Source organism: Chitinophaga sp., from assembly GCF_036566945.1.
GTDB lineage: Bacteria > Bacteroidota > Bacteroidia > Chitinophagales > Chitinophagaceae > Chitinophaga.
The window spans coordinates 1-4,032 of record NZ_DATCVJ010000965.1; the positions used below are offsets into that span (position 1 = coordinate 1).

Sequence of the window (4,032 nt, forward strand, 5' to 3'; positions counted from 1 at the left end):
TATTCCTGGCAAAAGCGCTGCGAAGTATACTCCTTTTATTCTGACTATATTCTTTTTCATCCTCATCAACAACCTGTTGGGTTTGTTACCTGGTTCTGCCAACGTAACGGGTAATCTGGCGGTGACAGCAGCATTGGCTATTATCAGCTTTGTGGCTATCCTGATCAGTACCAACAAGCATTTCTGGGGTCATATCTTTAATCCTCCAGTACCTTTCGGTGTAAAGATCATCCTGGTACCGGTGGAGCTGATTGGTATCTTTACCAAACCAGTATCCCTGATGATCCGGTTGTTTGCCAACATTCTGGCGGGTCACATTATCATTCTGAGCATTATCTGCCTGGTATTTATATTCGGATCATTGAATAAAGTAGCTGGTTACAGCTTCCTGCCGGTGACCGTATTATTCAACATCGTAATGATGATGCTGGAGCTGCTGGTAGCGTTTATCCAGGCATTCATTTTTGCCAACCTGACGGCTGTATTTATTGGCCAGGCGATGGAAGGTGCACATGATGAAGCACATCATTAAGCTTTTAGCCATTAGCTGTTAGCTTTTAGTTTGCCTGCTGTTAGTAAGCAACTTTGAGGGTGTCATTCACAGCTAACTGCGAAAAGCTAATAGTTTTCAACTGTAGAAATAACTTTTTTTTATAATTCAAATACATATTCATTATGGCAATTTTGTCTATTTTATTGCAGGCTGCTGCTGCATCTGGCCTGGCTAAGGCTGGTGGTGCTGTTGGTGCTGGTATCGCGGCTATCGCGGCTGGTATCGGCGTAGGTAACATCGGTAAAGCTGCTCTCGAGTCTATCGCTCGTCAACCAGAAGCTGCTAACGACATCCGTGCAAACATGATCCTGGCTGCTGCGCTGGTTGAGGGTGTTGCCCTCTTCGGTGTAATCGCTGGTCTGTTAGCGGTAGTTATGTAAGCCGAACTCTTTACTGCATCCGGCGCACAGGGCAATGGATGCAGTAATCTTTTTGCCAATTTGAGATTAGTAAGTATCAACATAACAACAACATAATAAAATTCTAATTATATGGATCTGTTGCAACCCGCGTTAGGCTTGTTTCTTATTTCATTTTTCATTTTCATCATCGTATTCCTGATTCTGAAGAAATTTGCCTGGACCCCGATCCTCGCTACTTTAAAAGAAAGGGAAGATTCCATCACTGACTCTATCACTACAGCAGAAAGAGTGAAGGAAGAAATGGCGCAGATGAAAGCAGAACATGAACATGTACTGGCGGAAGCTAAGGCTGAAAGAAGTAAGATCCTGAAAGAAGCGAAAGACGCGAAAGATATGATCATCAGCGAAGCCAAAACTCAGGCGCAGGCAGAAGCGAAGAAGATCATCAGCGAAGCTTACACTGCTATCGAAAACCAGAAAATGGCTGCGTTAACGGATGTGAAAAACCAGGTTGGTAATCTCGTTATCGAAGTAGCAGAGAAAGTGCTGAGAAGAGAACTGGCTGATAAAGCAGCACAGGAAGGTTACGTGAAACAACTGGCAGGAGAAATCAAATTAAATTAAGAGATTAACTTTTAACCTTTGGCCTAACAGCCGGAGGCTAACAGCTAAAAGCTAAAAGCTATATGCAGAATCCCCGTTTAGCATCCCGGTATGCAAAATCATTGATAGATCTGGCGCAGGAACTGAACCAGCTGGAAGCGGTGCATACTGACATGCTGTTTTTACAACAGGTGATGAAAAGCAACCCCGATGTGGTGAGTTTGCTTAAAAGCCCGATCATTAAGGCAGATAAAAAGCAAAAGATATTAGCTGCCATATTTGACGGACGGATCAGCGCCACTACCATTTCCTTTGTGAACCTGCTGGTGACCAAAGGCCGTGAAAGTGCACTGGCTGAGATGACCACTGAATTTACACGCCAGTACATGGTGTTGAAAAATATCAGCCCGGTTAAAATCACCACTGCTGTTGCCATCGATAACGCTACACTGGAAGTGATTAAACAGAAGATCGCCAGCGAAACAACCCAACAGATCCAACTGGAAACTGCTGTAAATGCAGACCTGATCGGTGGTTTCGTACTGGAAGCAAATGATCAGCTGTTTGACGCATCTATACTGCGTGATCTGAAAGACATTAAACAACAGTTTAACAAGAACATTTACGTATCTGATTTACGTTAATCTATACAGCAGCCGCTGCGTACACGCAAAGCTGTTGTCGTTATACTAAATTTATCTAACGACTTTTTTTTAAAATCATAATTATGGTTGATATTAAACCTGATGAAATTTCGGCGATATTACGCCAGCAGTTGAGCAACTTCAATGCTTCTGCCGACCTGGAAGAGGTAGGTACTGTATTGTCGGTGGGTGATGGTATTGCCCGCATATACGGTTTAGGTAACGTAGGTTACGGTGAACTGGTTGAATTCAGCAACGGCGTAAAAGCTATTGCACTGAACCTGGAAGAAGATAACGTGGGTGTGGTATTGATGGGTCAGTCAGCAGGTATTAAAGAAGGTGATAAAGTACGTCGTACCAAGAAAATCGCTTCCATTAACGTGGGCGAAGGTGTGGTAGGTCGTGTAATCAATACACTGGGCGAACCTATTGATGGTAAAGGTCCAATTAAAGGTGAACTGTATGAAATGCCACTGGAGCGTAAAGCACCAGGTGTATTGTACCGTGAGCCGGTAAAAGAACCACTGCAAACAGGTGTAAAAGCAATTGATGCGATGATCCCTGTAGGTCGTGGTCAGCGTGAGCTGGTAATTGGTGACCGTCAGACAGGTAAAACAGCTATCTGTATTGATACGATCATCAACCAGAAAGAATTTTATGATGCAGGTAAACCTGTTTATTGCATATACGTAGCGATTGGTCAGAAAGCATCCACTGTTGCCGGTGTAATGAAAACATTACAGGAAGCAGGTGCAATGGCTTACACTACTATCGTGGCTGCAAACGCTGCTGATCCGGCTCCGTTGCAGTTCTACGCTCCGTTTTCCGGCGCTGCGATTGGTGAATTCTTCCGTGACTCAGGTCGTCCTGCACTGATCGTTTATGATGATCTGTCTAAACAGGCGGTTGCTTACCGTGAAGTATCCCTGCTGCTGAAACGTCCTCCAGGTCGTGAAGCTTACCCAGGTGACGTATTCTACCTGCATAGCCGTTTGCTCGAGCGTGCTGCGAAAATCATCAGCAATGATGCCATCGCTCAACAGATGAACGACTTACCTGAGTCTATCAGACACCTGGTAAAAGGTGGTGGTTCCCTGACAGCATTGCCTATCATTGAAACACAGGCGAGTGACGTATCTGCTTACATCCCTACCAACGTAATCTCCATCACCGATGGTCAGATCTTCCTGGAAGGTAACCTGTTTAACGCCGGTATCCGTCCTGCGATCAACGTAGGTATCTCTGTAAGCCGCGTGGGTGGTAATGCTCAGATCAAATCCATGAAGAAAGTATCTGGTACCCTGAAACTCGATCAGGCACAATACCGTGAAATGGAGGCTTTCTCCAAGTTCGGTGGTGACCTGGATGCTGCTACCAAAGCAGTAATCGACAAAGGTGCCCGTAACGTGGAAATCCTGAAACAAGCACAGTTCAGCCCGTACGCTGTAGAAAAGCAAGTTGCTATGATCTACCTGGGTACCAACGGTTTGCTGCGTGATGTTCCTGTTAAACAAGTACGTGCTTTCGAAGAAGCGTTCCTGAATGAAATGCAGGTTCGTTTACCAGAAGTACTGGGCGAGTTTAAGAAGGGTAACCTGCCAGAAGATGGCCTCAAGAAAATGGTTACTTTGGCTAACGAACTGAAACCAAGATTCGCATAATTACGGAAGCGTAAGGCGAAAAGCATAAAGCAAAAAGCTATTAAAGCGAATGATCTGAGTGTGGAATAAAATCCGCTTAGTTCATTCGCTTTAATAGCTTTTTGCTTTATGCTTTTCGCTTTATGCTCTTCGCAGGAGTATTATTTTATATAAAATTTCATTTATATAATTGATTAATCTTCAAAAAAAGAAAATATAAGGGAGCTGAT

The 4,032-nt window shown here is 44.1% G+C and carries 5 protein-coding genes; all 5 read left to right on the plus strand.

Features of this window, described 5'->3' with window-relative positions; translation table 11 throughout:
• A partial coding sequence (gene atpB, locus VIP81_RS29015; protein WP_331969921.1) for a F0F1 ATP synthase subunit A occupies positions 1 to 532 on the plus strand: 532 nt, incomplete at its 5' end.
• Between the two features lie 143 nt (positions 533 to 675).
• A complete protein-coding gene (gene atpE / locus VIP81_RS29020) occupies positions 676 to 933 on the plus strand; it encodes an ATP synthase F0 subunit C (protein WP_133807361.1) in 258 nt (85 codons plus the stop codon).
• Between the two features lie 111 nt (positions 934 to 1,044).
• Positions 1,045 to 1,539, plus strand: coding sequence for a F0F1 ATP synthase subunit B (atpF, locus tag VIP81_RS29025; protein ID WP_331969926.1), 495 nt, complete (start codon positions 1,045 to 1,047; stop codon positions 1,537 to 1,539).
• 62 nt (positions 1,540 to 1,601) lie between these two features.
• The gene (gene atpH / locus VIP81_RS29030; protein ID WP_331969929.1) at positions 1,602 to 2,162 is read left to right on the plus strand and encodes an ATP synthase F1 subunit delta; all 561 of its coding nucleotides are present in this window, start codon (positions 1,602 to 1,604) and stop codon (positions 2,160 to 2,162) included.
• 83 nt (positions 2,163 to 2,245) lie between these two features.
• A complete protein-coding gene (gene atpA / locus VIP81_RS29035) occupies positions 2,246 to 3,823 on the plus strand; it encodes a F0F1 ATP synthase subunit alpha (protein ID WP_331969932.1) in 1,578 nt (525 codons plus the stop codon).
• Positions 3,824 to 4,032: the final 209 nt, after the last annotated feature.

Excerpts from the sequence above, each read along its gene's own strand:
- atpF (WP_331969926.1), top strand. The coding sequence starts at position 1,045 with ATGGATCTGTTGCAACCCGCGTTAGGCTTGTTTCTTATTTCATTTTTC.
- atpH (WP_331969929.1), top strand. The coding sequence starts at position 1,602 with ATGCAGAATCCCCGTTTAGCATCCCGGTATGCAAAATCATTGATAGAT.
- atpE (WP_133807361.1), top strand. The coding sequence starts at position 676 with ATGGCAATTTTGTCTATTTTATTGCAGGCTGCTGCTGCATCTGGCCTG.
- atpA (WP_331969932.1), top strand. The coding sequence starts at position 2,246 with ATGGTTGATATTAAACCTGATGAAATTTCGGCGATATTACGCCAGCAG.